The following is a 15,874-nucleotide window of genomic DNA, read 5'->3' as shown; positions in this document are numbered from 1 at the left end:
CAGGCCGGGCATCGTGCTGGACGGCAGGAAGGAGGGCGGTCGGCAGCCCGTGGCGCTGATGGGCAAGGTGTACTGCAAGGTCGACGCACAATACGGAGCGATCGACATCGGCCATCTGCTGACAACCTCGCCAACGCCCGGGCATGCCATGCGCGCCGGTGACCCGCTCCAGGCCTTCGGGGCCTGCCTGGGCAAAGCGCTCGCGCCGCTGTCCGCGGGGCAGGCGCTCATTCCGATTCTGGTGACACTGCAATAGGAGGCGCTATGTCTGCCGTACGTACCAGCCCCCTGGTGCCCGCCTTCGATCCTTCACTCTCGATTCGCACCTACGCCGAGGAGCGAGGCGTGACGCCGCCAATCTCGATGCGGGGGCTGCTGGGACGCGTCGAGAGCGAGCAATTTCATGACACCATCACCTCCGCCGGCTTGGAAGCCCTCGGCGGCACGGTAGACCTGACCATTCGCAGCGATGGCACGTTCGACGTTCAAGTCCACATGCACGACAGCGGATTCGTCTCGTACAGCTTTCGGGTGGTGATTGTCCTAGTCGGCGCCGGCGCCGCTGGCGGGCTCGTCCAAGACGAGACGACTCTTGGGGCGGCCCTCCTGTTCGAGTGCACGGGGGAGGTCGAAGGCACGGACAAGACCGTACCACTGTCACACGAGCCGCAGCGGAACTTCGATTGGCAGCAGTCCGGTGTCAGACAGGCGATCGCCAACAACTGGCAGCAATTCCGCAACGGGCACATGCACGTCTCCAAGGCCTACGAGCACGGAGGGGTTGTGGGCACGATGGAGGAGATCGCCGCCGAGCTGACCAGCTTCCTAATCGGAACGGCGGTGCTGGGTATGCCGCCGGTCGCCCTGATCGTCCTGACCTCGTCGACCCTGGGGCGACTGACAGGCGTTCGCTTCCTCGGGCCTGGCGGGCTGGTGGGCTTCACCGCCGCCGCAGGAACCTTCTACCTGTTCGGGCCGGCGATGGTCTTTCCGGTGTTCGTGGCCGGCACCGTCGCCGGTGAGTTGATCCTTCCCAGGCACCGCCCGCTCGAAGGCGATGAAATCGCCTTCGCCCGCCAGGTATTCGGCGACACGATTCCGTATGATCGGGTGATTCTGTCGGACCTGGTGGGCATCGGAGGGCGTCCCTTCACGGTGCCTGGCATCGATGGGTCGATCATCGTGAACATCGGGGTCCGGAGCGCCTACGACAACCCGACCACGGATACCGGGGATTGCAGGAACCGTCCGGGTCAGCTCTTCATCCACGAGCTGACACACGCGTGGCAGATCGCGAACGGCTCGTTGGAGGGGTTCGTCTGCGATGCGGCGATCGAGACCAAGGTGGGTGAGGTGACGGCGGGTAAGTCCAAGATGTACAGCTACGGTTCGGCCGACGGGGACTGGGGCTCGGACTTCAACATGGAGCAACAGGCCACGTTGGTCGAGGAGTGGTTCGGCGGGACGAATTGCAAGGGTCCGAGCCGGCCCGGGCCTCGGACGGCCATGGACCCGAATGATCCGTATTTCCACTACATCGCAGGGAATATCCGATTGGCATTGACGTAGGTAGCTGCTCAAGATCCCCTACTACCTTGCCCGGCTGGCTCCGGATCGATCCCACCTTCGCCCCGCTACGCGGCGACCCGCGCTTCTAGCGGCTGGTGAGCGAGCATTAGGCCACTCGCGTCCTTGGCAGCCTGAAGGAGCCTCGGAAAAGGTCCATTCCTGCCACCCGCTCGCTCCGGTTTAGCTTACGGCATGACCCGACCGCTCGATCCATGCTGTGAGACCTTCGCCGATGACGACCTGCCGCCGGCTCCTGACTGGCGGCCCGAGCTACCCTCCGCCAAGGTGGGGAGGTTCACGTCGGCGGACCTGTTCACGCTGGCGGACGCAGGGTAGCGCGGTCGGTGCCTCAGTCACCTCCCGCGACGGCCGCCGGAACGCCTCCAGGCAGACGCCCCTCGCCAGTTCGTGCGCTCCGGCACCGCAACTACCGGCTCTTCTTCGCCGGACAGAGTCTCTCGCTGGTCGGCACCTGGATTACCCGGATCGCCACCAGCTGGCTGGTGTACCGGCTCACCGGCTCCGCTCTTCTCCTCGGGGTCGTCGGCTTCTGCGGGCAGATTCCGACGCTGTTCCTGGCACCGCTGGCCGGCGTGTTCGTGGATCGATGGGACCGCCACCGGGTCCTGGTCGCGACCCAGGTGCTCTCGATGCTGCAATCGCTGACCCTGGCGCTGCTCGCGCTTTCCGGCATCATCACGGTAGTCGAGGTGCTGGTTCTGCAGGTGCTGCAAGGCGTGATCAACGCCTTCGACACACCGGCCCGCCAGGCGTTCGTCGTCGACATGATCGAGGATCGCGCCGACCTGCCCAACGCCATAGCGCTCAACTCGACGATGGTGAACGCCAGCCGGGTGCTCGGCCCCTCCATCGGAGGGGTGCTCATTGCCATGGTCGGGGAGGGCTGGTGCTTCATGGTGGACGCGATCTCCTATCTGGCGGTGATCGCGTCCCTCCTGGCCATGCAGGTGATACCGTCCCGCCGGCCTCGACCGGAGACCCGGCTGCTGGAGGACCTGGCAGCCGGCTTCCGCTATGTCAGCGGGTTTGTGCCGATCCGGACCGTGCTGATTCTGCTGGCCGTGGTGAGCACCATGGGGGTGCCGTACGCCGTGCTGATGCCGGCCATCGCCGCCAAGGTCCTGCACGGCGGCCCCCATACCCTCGGCCTGCTCATGACGGCGTCAGGAATGGGTGCGCTGGGCGGGGCCGTCTACCTGGCCTGGCGGCAGACCGTGCTCGGGCTGGGCCGGGTGATCGTCATCGCGTCGACGGTGTTCGGTCTCGGACTGGTGGCCTTTGGCCTGTCGCGACGGCTCTGGCTCTCGCTGCTCATCCTGCCGCTGGTCGGCGCCGGATTCATGGTGTCGCTCGCCGCCACCAACACCATCGTACAGACGATCACCGAGGAGCACCTGCGGGGCAGGGTAATGGCGTTCTACACCATGGCATTCCTCGGCACCGCGCCGATCGGGAGCCTGCTCGCCGGCGTCCTGGCCGACCACCTGGGAGCGCCGACCACCATTGTGCTCGGTGGCGGGGTGTGCCTCGCGGGGGCCGCGTGGTTTGCCGCGCGCCTGCCTCGGATGCGGGAGCTGATCCGGCCGATCTACGTGCGGCAGGGGATCATCGCGCCGCCGGTGGTGGAGTCGACCGTCCAGCTCGGGTGAGGGCGGCAGGTACGCTCAGGGTGAAACCTGGCAGCTCGGATTCCCGTTGGCATCTACAGCCGCGGCTTCGTCCGCCCACACCCCTCGACCGGAAATGTTCCATGACTCGACGACTGCCATGGCTCTTCATCCTTTCTCTGGCCATCCCGTCCCGACCCGCGGCCGCACAGCACCCGTCGCTGACCTACTCCATCGATCTTAACCACCGGGCCGACGACCTGTTCCGGGTGACCCTTCAGGTCCGCGGGCTCACCGATGAGAACGCCGTCTACCAGTTCGCCTCGACCGCGCCGGGCACCTACGAAGTCATGGACGTGGGCCGCCTGGTGCGCAGCTTCCAGGCGTTCGACGCGCAGGGCCGGCGGGTGCCGGCCGAACAGGTCTCGGTCAACCAGTGGCGCCTGTCCAAACCCGCGGCCGTGCGGACGGTCCGCTACACCGTGGCGGAAAGCTGGGACGCGCAGCTGACGGAGCATCCCATCTACCTCATGTGCGGCACCTCACTCGGGCCCGATCACGCACTCATTAATCCGCACGACGTGATCGGCTATCCGACAGGGCTGCAGGCCGCGCCCATCCGCCTCCGGCTGCTGTATCCGCGCCGCTGGAAGATCGGCACGCCGCTCACCCGCGATTCGACCGGCGCCTACCGGGTCGAGAGCTACGATCAGCTGGTGGATTCGCCGATCCTGCTGGGACGGCTCTCCCGGGCCAAGGTGATGGTGACCGGCGTGCCGGTCGAGATCTTCACCTATTCCAAGACCGATCTCATCAAGTCGTCCCAGCTGCTCAGCGCCATGCACGCCATGCTGGACGCCGCGGGACACTTCCTGGGCAAGCTCCCGGTCGACCACTATACCTTTCTCTACACCTTCGGCGATGCCAATGCCGGAGCTTGGGAGCACTCGTTCAGCTCCGAGTACGTCATGAAAGAGGGAGCGTTCACCGATTCCCTGGGAAAGCGGGTCACCGACATCGCCGCGCACGAGTTCTTCCACGTCGTGACACCGCTCAACATTCACAGCGAGATCGTGGAACACTTCAACTTCGTGACCCCGGTGCCATCGCAGCACGTCTGGCTGTACGAAGGCACCACCGAGTGGGCCGCTCAAGCCATGCAGCTTCGCTCCGGCCTCAAGAGTCCTGAGGAGTATCTCCACACGGTCATTACCAAGATGCAGAACGACCGGCATAACTTCGACAGCACCTACAGCCTTCGCGAGCTCTCCCTCACCTCCTACAGCGACTCGGGACAGCGGCAGTACGGGAACATCTACATGCGGGGAGCGCTGGCCGCAGGATTGCTCGACATCCGTCTGCTGGAGCTTTCCAAGGGACAGCGCGGGCTGGAGGACGTGATCCTGGATCTGACCCACCGGTACGGCAAGCGGCGCGCATTCCCCGAGTCGACCTTTGTCGATACCCTGGTCGCGATGACCTACCCGCAGATCCGCGACTTCTTCGACCACTACGTCTGGCACGCACAGCGGCTGCCGATCAAGGAGTACTACGCGAAGCTGGGGATCACCCTGGTCGAGGACCAAGACGGCAACCCGGACCGGTTCGAGATCGATCCCAACCCCACCGACCAGCAGCGGCTCCTGCGCGAGGCCTGGCTGGGCCGGAAGCCGCGCGGCGCCACGTGAGACGCGCGCGAGCCCCGCTGTGGGGCTTGCTCGGCCTCCTTTTGGCCGTCACTGCCGCGGCCCAGCGGCCAGGTGCCGCTCCAACGAGTTCCGATCCCGCGCTCGTGGTCGTGATCGCCGTCGATCAGCTTCGCCCGGACTACCTGCCGCGATACGCCCGCCAATTTACCGGCGGGTTCCGCCGGATTCTCGACGCCGCGGCGTTCTTCGATCACGCCCGCCAGGATCACGCGATTACCGAGACCGCCCCGGGACACTCCACCATTCTGTCCGGCCGGGATCCGGCGCATACCGGCATCGTGAGCAATCAGCGGGGCGTCGCCGATTCGGACGCGCCGATCCTTGGGTCGGCCAGCGCCCCCGGCGCCTCACCCAGGAAGTTCCGCGGCACCACCCTCTACGATTGGATGCGTGCCGCCGATCCCGACACCCGGGTCCTCTCGGTGTCCCGCAAGGATCGCGGCGCTATTCTGCTGGTCGGACGGGCGCGGGCACCGGTGTACTGGTGGGTGGACGGCCGATTCACCACCAGCCGCTATTACGCTGACTCGCTGCCCGGCTGGGTCCAGGCGTTCAACGCGCGCCATTCCGCCGAACGGTTCGCCGGGCGCGCCTGGACGCCGCTGCTCCCCGCCGGGGAGTACGCCGAGCCGGATAGCGCGCCGTACGAGAACGGCGGACACGAGGTCGCCTTTCCCCATCCGTTCCCGGACGATCCGGTCGAGACCGCGCGCGCCTTTCAGCGCTATCCCTGGATGGACTCGCTCACTCTCGCATTCGCGCTGGAGGGCGTACACGCGCTGGGGCTGGGCGCGCGGGCCCGGCCCGATCTGCTCACCATTTCGCTCTCCACCACCGACGCCGTCGGCCACGCCTTCGGCCCGGACAGCCGGGAGCTGCACGACCATCTGCTCCGATTGGATCGCTGGCTCGGCTGGTTCATGGAGGCACTGGCCAAGTCCGTTCCCGGCGGACGGACCCTGGTGGTGCTCACCGCCGACCACGGGGTTCAGTCGTTTCCCGAACGGTCTCCCGGACTCGGACGGGTGTCGCTGGACGATCTGGTGGCCTCCGCGCAGGGAGCTCTCTCCCATTTCTGGTCCGCGAGTCCGGCGCTCGACTTCGACAGCGGCCTGCTCTCCGCCGACACCGCGGCGCTCCGGTCCCGGGGAGTGAAGCTCGACAGCCTCGCGGCGGCGCTCGCCGCCCAGGCCACTCGACGGACCGGCGTACGCCGGGTCTACACCCCCGCGTCGCTTCGCAGCAGCCCACCTCATGACCCAGAGGCCGCCCTGTGGCGCCGGACGATCCCGCCGGGACACGGCTGGCTGCTCTGTGCCTCCCTCAGGCCAGGGTTCGTCTGGTCGCCTCCCGACCAGCTCATCGCCGAGCACGGGAGCACCGCCCCCGCCGATTTGGAGGTGCCGATCGCCTTCATGGGACGGGGAGTCCGCCCCGCGGTCATCCACCGGCCGATAGACACCGTGGACATCGCCCCGACACTGGCCGCGCTGCTCGGACTCCGGCCGGCGGAGGCGCTGGACGGGGTGCCTCTTCCCGAGGTCCTGCCGCTCCACTGAAGCGCCTGAACCGCTGTATCATCCAGATATCCCCCATGGAGGGTACCTCGATGCAGTCCGTCCCCCGGGTCTTCGTCGTTTCGTTCCTGCTTGCCGCGCCGCTCGTTCCGCTGATGGGCCAGGAGACCGCCACCGCCGGCCCGGCGTCCTGTCTGTCGGATTGGGCGTGTGGCGCCGTCCGGGTTCCGCTCGGATTCGACGTGCGGGCCGTGACCGATGATGGGCGTTACCTGACCCTGGAGGACGGCAGCCTCTGGGAGGTGGATATCTCGGATCGCGCGACGACCGGGTCCTGGCAGGCCGGTGATTTCGTCGCGGTGCATCCCATCAGCGCGCCCCGCGACGGCTACGAGTGGTTGCTGACCCGGACGGAGAACGTGGAGCAGCAGGTGGCGGTGAAGCTGGTCGGCCACCGGCGCCCCACTCAGGAGTAGTAGCGCCGCAGGTGGGCCGCGACCCCATCGAGGTCGGGGAAGAGGCGCCGCTCGTCCACGCTCACCAGGTCGAGCTGGTCGCGGAGCCGCGCGGCATCATGGGCGGGAATCACGAACTTGGTGAGCGTCTGCCCCAACCCGTGCTGATCGAGGAAGCGGTCGAACGGCTGCCGCTTGTCCGAGCAGAGGGTAAAGGTGGCCGACTGCGCCACGATCCTGGCGTCGAGCGAGGGCGGTTCCAGCATGCAGGCGAACGGCCGCTGTTCCCGGTCCGCGCCGCCAAAGAGCGACCAGGGCGTGAACGGCCGCGCCTGGCCGAAGAGTCCTTCCAGGTCCTGGATCAGCAGCGCCAGCTCGGGCAGACCGAACCGCCGGTGGACCTGCTTCCAGTCGAGCCGCCAGATCGCCCGGTCGGTGCCCGCCCCGGTTTCGACCGTGGCGAAGTGTGCCGCGACCAGGGGTGAGTAGGTCCAGTCCAGGAGCCGTGTCGGCAGGCCGTGATGCTGGGCAGCCACCAGCACCTCCCAGTCGTTCACCGGAGGAGTAGAGAAATAGGGTCTGGAATAGCGGATGAAATTTCGCAGGATGTACTCTTCCAGATCGCCCTTGCTGTGCGGCCGGGAGGTGCCGCCGAGCTGGTCGAGGCTGGTGAGCAGGGGCAGCGACGCGTCTGCGCCACCACAATAAATTCCGCTGCCCCGCCGCCGACCCGTGGCCGGATCGGGCTCGGTCGGCGTGACCTCGGCGATGAGGTCGCCGAGGCTGGTGACGATGACTTCGCGGATAGTCATGACGCGGGATCAGGAATGGCGTGGCGAAGAGTCGAAAGCATCGAGCGATGATGTGCGAGGCACGGCAGGATCGCAAGAGCCCGCACCACGCGATCCTTCGCCAGTGACGGCCATCGATCTCGAGGCGCTTGCCCGCCGTCTGCCGGCCCATCCCCGCACCCGTTTCGCGCCGAGTCCCACCGGGTATCTGCACCTCGGCCATGTGGCCAACGCGGTCTATGTCTGGGGAGTGGCGCGGGCGCTGGGTGGCCGCGTGCTGCTCCGGATGGAAGACCATGACCGTGGGCGATGCCGCCCCGAGTATGAAACCGCGCTGCTGGATGACCTCGCCTGGCTCGGCCTGGAGCCCGACGAGGGAACGGTCGAGCACCTGCGGGCGGGCCCGTCGAACCTGCGGCAGAGCGACTGCGGCGACGCATACGCGACGGCCCTCTCACGGCTCTCGGCCAGCGTCTTCGCCTGCGACTGCTCCCGCAAGGACATTGCGCTGGACGGGGGGGACGTGTTCAACGAGGAGACCCGCTATCCGGGCAGGTGCCGGAACCGAGGGCTGGACCCGGCCCCCGGCCGGAGCATCCGGGTCCGCATCGACCCCGGGGAGGAGCGGTTTGTCGATGCGCGGCTGGGCGAGCAGAGGCAGGACCCGGACCAGCAGTGCGGCGATCTCCTGCTGCGGGACCGGCTGGGGAACTGGAGCTACCAGTTGGCTGTGGTGGTGGACGATCTTCGCCACGGCGTTGACCTGGTCGTCCGGGGGGAGGACCTGCTGAGCTCCACCGGCAGGCAGTTGCGCCTCGGGCGCCTGCTCGGCCGGAGCACGCCGCCGGTCTTCCTGCACCATCCGTTGATCCGGAAGCCGTCCGGCGAGAAGTTGAGTAAGGCCGCGAGCGATACCGGCGTCCGGGAGCTGCGGGCCCAGGGAATGAGCCCAGGGGCCGTGCTGGGCCGCGCTGCCTGGCTCACGGGTGTGATCGAGCGGCCGCGGGACCTCGGCCCGGAAGAGCTGGCCGGGCTGTTCGGGGCGGTTTCGGACAACCGCTCCGCTCCCTCCGATAGCGCACCGCTCGGCCCGAAAGGACGCCGGACATGAACCTGTGGCAGGGTCCCATGCCCCGACTGCGGACCAATCCGCTTCGCTCTCGCCTGGCCGGATGGAGGCTCGGCGTCCTCTGTGCGGCCGCGGCTGGGCCTGCGGCCGCACAGGACCTGCCCCACGTCGTGATTCAGACCGCCGCCGGCGACATCGAAGTGGAGGTGGACTCCGAGCGCGCACCGATTACCGCGGCCAACTTCCTGCGCTACGTCGATCTCGGCTTCTACCGCTTCGGCCGGTTTCACCGGACTGTGAGGCCGGACAACCAGCCGGACAACAAGATCAAGATCGCCGTCATCCAGGGCGGACTCGACTCGCTGCGGGTCAAAGACTTCCCCCCGATCCCCCTGGAGCGGACCGGCGTCACCACGCTGAAGCACAAGGACGGCACCATCTCCATGGCGCGTGACGCGCCGAACACCGCCACTTCGGACTTCTTCATCTGCATCGGCGATCAACCCGCCCTCGACTTCGGCGGCAAGCGGAACCCGGACGGTCAGGGGTTTGCCGCGTTCGGGCGGGTCGTGCAAGGCATGGAGATCGTCCGCCGGATCAATCTGGCCCCCGCCGAGGGCCAGCAGCTCACCCCGCCGATCAAGATCCTGAACATCGTGCGGCGGTGAGCGCCGCCGCGCTCGGGATTACGAGCCGGTCTTCCCCGTCAAAATCCCCTGCTGGATCCGCCGGGCTTTGTCCGAGGGGGTGGGGTCCGCCACCAGTCGGTTCTCCATGCGGGTGACCAGCCGCACCTTCGCGTTGAGCGTCAGGGTATCGGTCCCCCGCCGCACCCTGATGGGGAGCGCCTGCCCGTCACTGTTGGCGTAGCGCTTCCGGTATGCCGGGCCGAAATCGGAATTCGTGACCTGGACGTCGCCCAGGGCGAGCAGCTCGTCTCCCACCTGCACCCCGGCATCGGCGGCGGCGCTGTTGGGCTCCAACTGCTTGACCACGACCGCCCGACCCGAGTCCCCGCCGGCGGCGATGCCCAGCCGCGGCTCGCGAATCGTATCGGTGACCTGGCGCATCCCCGCGAGCGGGAGCACCTGGTTCCAGGGATACGGCTCGCGGCCGTCCACGTACCTGGTGTTGAAATCGGCGAAGCTCTTTCCCCCGGCCGCCGCGCTGACCGCCTTCCACCAGTCCGTGGCGGTGAAGCCGCGGCCCTGCTTGTACGTCGCCCGGTAGAGGCCGCGCATCACGTCGTCCAGCGAGCGCCGGTTGTCGCTGGCATCCCGGATGAGGATGTCCAGCATGAACCCGGCAAGGGCGCCTTTCGGGTAGTAGAGGTATTGGGTCCCATCCGTGGGATGGATCCAAGTCGAAAGCGAGGCGTCCTCCAGCGCGGTCGGCGGCGCGTTGGCCACGTCGGCCATATGCTCGGCGGTGCCCTTCATGAACTGTTCCGGCGTGGTGATTCCGCCGCGGACCAGGGCCAGGTCGGCGTAGTAGTCGGTGATCCCTTCGCTCACCCAGAGCCAGGGCGTCGGTTCGGGCCGGTCGTAGCGGTACGGTACCATGTCGGCTGGACGGAGCCGCTTCACGTTCCACGCGTGGAAGATCTCGTGCGCGAGGATCGACGCGAGGTCCGGGGTTCCGATCAGCTGGGTGGTGTAGATCCCGACATGCGAGTTGGTGTGCTCCAGCGCGCTCGCCCCGTTGAAGGTGGAATCGAAGATCGCCATGATATCGTAGCTCTTCCACGGGGTCTCTCCGAACACCGCCGCTTCAGCCGGAATCGCCTTGCTCACCTGACCCCAGAGCTGGGCTCGCGCCGGCCCGGTAAGCGCCCCGACCGGATAGGTGGCGAGCCGGGTCCAGGTTCCGGCGATCTCCATGCTGTCGTAGTCCATGCGGCCCACGAAGAAGGGCTTGTCTACCAGATCGTGGTAGTTCGATTCGCGATAGGTCCCCGGCTGGCCCGCGGGCTCCATGCCGGTGGCCACGATCCAGCCGGGCTGGGTTTTCACCGTGACCGTCGCCGCGAAGTCGGTGCCGCGTCCCTCGGGGTAGGGCAGCACGTTGGTGCCGTTGAAGAGCAGGAAGTCGGGCCGGCCCCAGGCCATGGCATTGTCCAAGGTGTCGGCCAGATAGGCGAACTTCACCGTCATCGAGCGGGCCCCGGCCGGCTGCACCCGCCACGTGTCGTAGTCGAGCTTGTCCCAGGCGAGTGGCTTCGCTCCCGCACTGGCGGAGAAGCTCGAGACCCACCTCGCGAAGAAGCCGAGTTCATAGGATCCAGGCGTCCAGGCAGGAAAGGAGAGGAGCACCGGTCCCGGTCCTGTTACGTCGAAGCTCATCGTCACCGCGATGCTTCGATTCTGTGCTGCCGCCGAGTCGTAGGCGACCTCGTAACGCAGGTTGGTCAGCGGAGCCGACCGAGGCGGGGCGGGCGCGGGCGCCTGCCCACGAAGGGTGCCCGCCGTACTCAGGAGCATAAGGGCGGCGGCCATCCCGCCTCTCAGCGAGCGATCGAGCGTCATGTCCGGTCCTGGTGGAAGGTAGGAAGCGTGGTTGGTCAGAGGTTAGACGGCAGGAGACCCTCGAAGGGTTTCACGGCTGGATATCAGGCGTCCGATGGGGCGGGGGTGACCGATGCCGACGCCGGGCTCAGAGGGGCAATCGCCGGCTCGGCCGCAAGCTCCCCCTCCCAGCGGGCCATCACCGCGGTCGCGAGGCAGTTGCCGACGAGGTTGACCATGGTGCGCGCCATGTCCATCAGCTCGTCCACGCCGAGAATCACCGCGACGCCCTCGAGCGGCAGCCCGAAGGCGGTGAGTGTCCCGGAGAGCACCACCAGGGAGGCTCGCGGCACGGCTGCGATCCCTTTGCTTGTGATGAGCAGGGTCAACATCAGCACCAGCTGTTGCCCCACTGTGAGATGGACGCCCGCCGCCTGGGCCACGAAGATCGAGGCCACGCCCAGGTACAGCGTGGAGCCGTCGAGATTGAAGGAGTAGCCCGTGGGCATGACGAACGCCACGATGCGGCGGGGGACGCCGAACTCGGTCATCCGCTGCATGGCCAGCGGCAGCGCGGCGTCGGACGACGTGGTGGTGAAGGCGATGATCGCCGGGTCCTTGACGGCGCGAATGAACCGCCGGAGCGGGATCCGGGCGATGAGCGCGGCCGGGATCAGCGCCACCAGCGCGAAGATGACCAGGGCCGCGTAGAGCGTCGCGACCAGGAGTCCCAGGTTCCTCAGCACCCCGATACCGCTGTGGCTCACCGTGACCGCCATGGCGGCACCGATCCCGATCGGCGCGTAGCGCATCACGATGCCGACGAACTTGAACATCACCTCCGCCAATCCCTCGCAGAAGCCCAGCATCGCCTCCTTCGGCCGGCCGGGCACCCGGGTCAGCGCGACGGCGAAGAGGGTCGCCCAGAACACCACCTGCAGGACCTCGTTGTCCGCGGCGGCCTCGAAGAAGCTGCGGGGAACGATGTGCTCCAGGAACCCGCCGAAGGTGGTGGGCGCGGGCCGCGGAATGGCCGCGTGGGGATCGGGCGGCGGCAGGATCACGCCGATGCCGGGCCGGGTGACATTGACCGCGACGAGGCCGACGGCCAGCGCCACCGTCGTCATCAGCCAGAAGTAGCCGATCGATTTTGCGGCCAGCCGTCCGATGCGCTTGAGGTCGTCGCCGTGGCCGGCGATGCCGATGACCAGAGTGCCGAAGATGATCGGCACCACGACCGACTTGATCACCCGGAGGAAAACGTTCGAGAGCGGCTTGAGCGTGACCGCGAACTCCGGGGCCATCCATCCGATCAGGATTCCACTGGCCATCCCGATGAAGATCCACCAGGTGAGCGACAGATTCCTGAGGACCCGAAGCATCAGCGGCCCACCAGCTCTCCGGCCTTGGCCTCGATGCCAGCCAGCAGTGAGAGATACGACGCCGCGAACTTGGCGACGCCCTCCTCCTCCAACTCCCGGGTCACGGCCGCGAGGTCGATGCCGGCCTCGCCCAGCGCCTTGATCTGGGCCGGCGCAGCCGCGAGTCCGTCCTGAATCCGCACCGCCGGGCGCCCATGGTCGCGGTAGGCGGCGAAGGTCTCGGGCGGAAGGGTGTTGACCGTGCGCGGCGCCACCAGCGCCTCGACGTAGTACACGTCGGGATAGCGGGGATCCTTGGTGCTGGTCGAGGCCCAGAGGGGGCGCTGGGGCCGGGCTCCGGCCTTGGCCAGGCGGCCCCAGCGCGACGTTCCCAGCGACCCTTCGAAGAGCCGGTATGCCACGCAGGCGTTGGCGATCGCCAGCTTGCCCCGGAGGCCGGCGGGATCGCCCTGGCGGTCGAGCAGCGGATCGATCTTGCCGTCGACCCGGCTCACGAAGAAGCTCGCCACCGACCCGATCGGCCGGAGCGGGAGCCCGGCATCCAGCCGGCGGTCCAGGCCGTCCAGGAAGGCGTCGATCACGGCCGCGTAGCGCTCGACCGAGAAGAGCAGTGTGACGTTCACGCTGATCCCGGCCGCGATGCAGTGGGTGATCGCCGGCAGCCCCGCGGCGGTACCCGGGATCTTGATCATCGCGTTGGGCCGGTCGAGCGAACGCCAGAGCCGCTCGGCCTCGTGAATGGTAGCGTCCGTGTCGTTGGCCAGGACCGGGGAGACCTCCAGCGAAACCAGGCCATCGCCGCCGCCGGTGCTCTCGTATACCGGCGCGAAGACGTCACATGCCGCCTGCACGTCCGCCACCGCGATCGCCTCGAAGATCTCCTGCGCGCTCCGGCCCTGGTCGGCCAGCCGGCGGATATCGGCATCGTACAATCGGCTGCCGGCGACCGCCTTCTCGAAGATGCTCGGATTGGAGGTCATCCCCAGCAGGCCGTCGTCCGCAATCAGCCGGGCCAGCTCACCGGAGGCCACCAGGTCACGGGTGATGTAGTCGTACCACGGACTCTGACCCAACTCGCCGAGCCGCACCAGCGGGTTCGGATTCATGCGGACCTCTCTGCCAGGAGCCGCCGCACGATCGCCGCGGCGCGCTCGGGAGTGAACTTGAATTCCTGGAACAGGCGGTCGCCCGGCGCGGAAGCGCCGAACCCCTCCATGGCCAGCATGGCGCCCTGGTCGGTGGTCCAGCGGAGCCAGCCGAACGCGGAGGCCGCCTCGATGCCCAGGCGGGTTCGCACCGCCGGCGGGAGCACCTCGTCCTGGTACGCCTGGGGCTGGGCCGCGAACACCTCCCAGGAGGGCATCGACACCACCCGCACCCGGACCCGGTCGGCCTGAAGCAGCCGCGCCGCCGCGAGCGCGACGTGCACCTCGGAGCCGGTGGCGATCAGAATCGCCTGAGGGAGGCCGCCGGACGAGTCCAGCAGCACGTAGGCACCGCGCCGCGCACCGCTGGCGGATCCCAGCGCCGACCGGTCGAGTACCGGCAGCTTCTGGCGACTGAGCACCAGGATAGTGGGGCCATCGGTCCGCTCCAGTGCCACCCTCCAGGACTCGACGGTTTCCGCCCCGTCGCCGGGCCGGAGCACGACGAGGTTGGGAATCGCTCGGAGCATCGCCAGGTGCTCCACCGGCTGGTGGGTGGGCCCGTCCTCGCCCAGACCGATCGAGTCGTGCGTCCCGATGTAGATGACCGGGAGCCGCATGATGGCGGCGAGCCGGATGGCCGGCTTCATGTAGTCGGAGAAGACCAGGAAGGTGCTTCCGAATGGCCTGAGCCCTCCGTGCGCGGCGATGCCGTTGAGGCAGGAGGCCATTCCGTGCTCGCGCACGCCCCAGTGAAAGGTCCGGCCGCTGCTGGTGGGACCGAAATCCCCGCCCTGGGCCACGGTGGTCCCGGTGCTCCCAGCCAGGTCGGCGGACCCTCCGAGCAGATTGGGCACCACGCCAGCGAGGGCCTGAAGTGTAAGCCCCGAGGCCTGCCGGGTGGCCAGCGGGCCCTTGGCCGGAGTGAGTGTTGGAAGCGCCTGCTCCCATCCGTCGGGCAGCCGGCCGCTGAGCCACCGTTCCAGCTCCAGGGCGAGCTCCGGGTGCGCGCCGGCGTGCGCGGCCAGACGAGCACGCCAGTCGTCCTCCAGCTCGGCGCCACGATCGATCGCCTGGCGCCAGTGCGCCAGCGCATCGTCGGGCACGAAGAACGAGGGCTCGAGCGGCCAACCCATCAGTTCCTTGGTGCGGCGGACCTCATCCTGTCCCAGCGGCTCACCGTGCGCCTTGGCGGAGTTCCGCTTGGTCGGCGCGGGGTCGGCGATGTACGTCCGGAGCGCCACCAGCGTGGGTCTCTCCGTTTCGGCTCGAGCTTCCTCCAGCGCCCGAGCAATGGCGCCGAGGTCGTTTCCGTCCCCCACCCGGACGACGTGCCAGCCGTAGGCCTCGAAGCGGCCGACGACGTTCTCGGTGAAGGTCAGCGCAGTGTCACCGTCGATGGTGATATGGTTGTCGTCCCAGACGAGGGTGAGCTTGCCCAGCCTGAGGTGCCCCGCCAGCGAGGCCGCCTCGCTGGCGACGCCCTCCATCAGGTCCCCGTCGCTCACGAAGGCCCACACCCGGTGGTCGACGACGGTGTGTCCCGGCCGATTGAAGTGGTCTGCCAGCACTCGCTCCGCGATGGCCATGCCGACCGCGTTTCCCACCCCCTGGCCCAGCGGTCCGGTGGTGGTCTCGACCCCGGGCGTGTGACGCCGCTCGGGGTGCCCCGGCGTTCTCGATCCCCACTGGCGGAACGCCTTGAGGTCGTCCAGCGACAGGTCGTATCCGCTGAGGTACAGCAGCGAATAGAGCAGCATCGAGGCGTGCCCGCAGGAGAGGACGAAACGGTCGCGGTCGGGCCAATCGGGCAGGTGCGGATGGTGCCGGAGGAAGCGGCTCCAGAGCACATACGCGGCGGGTGCCAGCGCCATCGGCGTGCCAGGGTGCCCCGACTGGGCCTGCTCCACCGCGTCCATCGCCAGGGCTCGGATGGCGTTGATGCTGCGCCACGCCAGTTCGTCGGAAGGGGCTGCGAAAACCTGCGAATGGTTGGTGCCGTCGGGACGGGTGACTCGGGTGCGAGTGCTCTCTGGCGTCAACCGAACTCCCTTCGAGCGCGGAACCCGAGTCGCGAGATACGAGTTGAAAGAGGTCGGCGAAAC

Annotated in this window: 13 protein-coding genes; 8 read left to right on the top strand and 5 right to left on the bottom strand. The window is 68.0% G+C overall.

The annotated features are described in order from the left end of the window. From VHR41_12755 to VHR41_12730, 6 genes are all read left to right on the top strand, one after another. A partial coding sequence (locus tag VHR41_12755) for a hypothetical protein (GenBank protein HEX3235063.1) occupies positions 1–256 on the top strand: 256 nt, incomplete at its 5' end. An 8-nt stretch (positions 257–264) separates the two neighbouring features. Further along, positions 265–1,569, top strand: a complete 1,305-nt coding sequence (locus VHR41_12750; protein HEX3235062.1) for a hypothetical protein — start codon at positions 265–267, stop codon at positions 1,567–1,569. A gap of 344 nt (positions 1,570–1,913) precedes the next feature. Beyond that, positions 1,914–3,239, top strand: coding sequence for an MFS transporter (locus VHR41_12745; GenBank protein ID HEX3235061.1), 1,326 nt, complete (start codon positions 1,914–1,916; stop codon positions 3,237–3,239). Positions 3,240–3,340: 101 nt separating this feature from the next. Continuing rightward, a complete protein-coding gene (locus tag VHR41_12740) occupies positions 3,341–4,885 on the top strand; it encodes a hypothetical protein (protein ID HEX3235060.1) in 1,545 nt (514 codons plus the stop codon). A 104-nt stretch (positions 4,886–4,989) separates the two neighbouring features. After that, entirely contained in the window at positions 4,990–6,465 is a 1,476-nt protein-coding gene (locus VHR41_12735; protein HEX3235059.1) for an alkaline phosphatase family protein, read from the top strand. 50 nt (positions 6,466–6,515) lie between these two features. Continuing rightward, positions 6,516–6,899, top strand: a complete 384-nt coding sequence (locus tag VHR41_12730) for a hypothetical protein (protein ID HEX3235058.1) — start codon at positions 6,516–6,518, stop codon at positions 6,897–6,899. Here VHR41_12730 and VHR41_12725 read toward each other — a convergent pair. Beyond that, positions 6,890–7,690, bottom strand: coding sequence for an FRG domain-containing protein (locus tag VHR41_12725; GenBank protein HEX3235057.1), 801 nt, complete (start codon positions 7,688–7,690; stop codon positions 6,890–6,892). The genes VHR41_12730 and VHR41_12725 overlap by 10 nt on opposite strands. A gap of 103 nt (positions 7,691–7,793) precedes the next feature. Here VHR41_12725 and VHR41_12720 point away from each other — a divergent pair, with 103 nt between their 5' ends. Both VHR41_12720 and VHR41_12715 read left to right on the top strand, forming a co-directional pair. Beyond that, on the top strand, positions 7,794–8,780 hold the full coding sequence (locus VHR41_12720; protein HEX3235056.1) for a glutamate--tRNA ligase family protein: 987 nt from the start codon (positions 7,794–7,796) through the stop codon (positions 8,778–8,780). Next, positions 8,777–9,406 (top strand): peptidylprolyl isomerase, encoded by a 630-nt coding sequence (locus VHR41_12715; protein ID HEX3235055.1) that lies wholly within the window; start codon positions 8,777–8,779, stop codon positions 9,404–9,406. The genes VHR41_12720 and VHR41_12715 overlap by 4 nt, the downstream gene beginning before the upstream one ends. Before the next feature lie 18 nt (positions 9,407–9,424). Here the strand turns inward: VHR41_12715 and VHR41_12710 are convergent, their stop codons facing one another. From VHR41_12710 to tkt, 4 genes are all read right to left on the bottom strand, one after another. Then, the gene (locus VHR41_12710) at positions 9,425–11,233 is read right to left on the bottom strand and encodes a PDZ domain-containing protein (protein HEX3235054.1); all 1,809 of its coding nucleotides are present in this window, start codon (positions 11,231–11,233) and stop codon (positions 9,425–9,427) included. Positions 11,234–11,346: 113 nt separating this feature from the next. Beyond that, complete coding sequence (locus tag VHR41_12705) at positions 11,347–12,624, bottom strand: cation:dicarboxylase symporter family transporter (protein ID HEX3235053.1); 1,278 nt, start codon at positions 12,622–12,624, stop codon at positions 11,347–11,349. Then, positions 12,624–13,730: a transaldolase gene (gene tal / locus VHR41_12700; protein HEX3235052.1), complete on the bottom strand. Its 1,107-nt coding sequence runs from the start codon at positions 13,728–13,730 to the stop codon at positions 12,624–12,626. The genes VHR41_12705 and tal overlap by 1 nt, the downstream gene beginning before the upstream one ends. Beyond that, a complete protein-coding gene (gene tkt, locus VHR41_12695; protein ID HEX3235051.1) occupies positions 13,727–15,811 on the bottom strand; it encodes a transketolase in 2,085 nt (694 codons plus the stop codon). The genes tal and tkt overlap by 4 nt, the downstream gene beginning before the upstream one ends. Positions 15,812–15,874 lie beyond the last annotated feature (63 nt).

The organism is Gemmatimonadales bacterium (assembly GCA_036265815.1).
Taxonomy (GTDB): Bacteria; Gemmatimonadota; Gemmatimonadetes; order Gemmatimonadales; family GWC2-71-9; genus CAVVWJ01.
The sequence above is the reverse complement of the archived record's forward strand: the minus strand, read 5'-3'. Positions and strand labels throughout refer to the sequence as shown.